Annotated in this window: 1 protein-coding gene; it reads left to right on the forward strand. The window is 47.1% G+C overall.

The window, feature by feature from the left end; genetic code table 11:
- Window positions 1-274, forward strand: a 274-nt coding sequence (locus CWC18_RS21190; protein WP_171041193.1) for a hypothetical protein, incomplete at both ends; no start/stop codon positions are given.

Here is a 274-nt window from a genome sequence, read left to right on the forward strand (position 1 = left end):
TACCTTTTAGCACGACGACTACAGCACTCAGTTGGTCTGAATGGATCAAACAGTTGGCAGAGCAGGAGCACCAGCTATGGGGCCATCGTCGTTATCCATTAGCGACATTGAGACGTGAAATGGATGGAGAGGAGCTCTTTAATACGCTCTTTAATTACACCCATTTTAGAGCGTACGCACAGGAGAGTGTTGGCGAAGCCTTGTTGTTCGAGCGTGGGGCTGATGGGCTAACTGATGCCGCTTTTGAGCACTCTAATTATCCATTTATTTTACA

Origin of the sequence: Pseudoalteromonas aurantia, from assembly GCF_005886875.1 — a bacterium.
GTDB classification, from domain to species: Bacteria; Pseudomonadota; Gammaproteobacteria; order Enterobacterales; family Alteromonadaceae; genus Pseudoalteromonas; species Pseudoalteromonas aurantia_A.